Origin of the sequence: Pseudomonas juntendi (genome assembly GCF_009932375.1) — a bacterium.
GTDB classification, from domain to species: domain Bacteria; phylum Pseudomonadota; class Gammaproteobacteria; order Pseudomonadales; family Pseudomonadaceae; genus Aquipseudomonas; species Aquipseudomonas juntendi.
Genome location: NZ_BLJG01000566.1, coordinates 1 through 260, shown reverse-complemented (window position 1 = coordinate 260; position 260 = coordinate 1). Strand labels below are relative to the sequence as shown.

Genomic DNA, 260 nt, shown 5'->3' with positions numbered 1-260 from the left:
TGCGGAACAAGGGGTACCGCTGGCGAGTAATGGTTGTGAGCAGATACAGTCTGCCCGGCTCTGAGAAGCGCCCTTGGCGCAAACGGTGATTGCCGCGACGATCCATGTCGATTTCCTTTGAACATCCCGTTCGCAGGATAGGAGGCGGGACAAGGATCGGCGCAGGTGGATCATTACTGACTATGACAGTTGGAGCCGCGTTATCCGGTCGATGGACTATCCCCGCTCAGCCAACCCACAGCCCCCGCTGCTGCAACCGC

1 pseudogene is annotated in these 260 nt (G+C 59.2%); it reads right to left on the bottom strand.

From position 1 onward, the window contains the following. Positions 1-106, bottom strand: a pseudogene (locus GYA94_RS28420) (REP-associated tyrosine transposase); the annotation flags it as partial. Positions 107-260 lie beyond the last annotated feature (154 nt).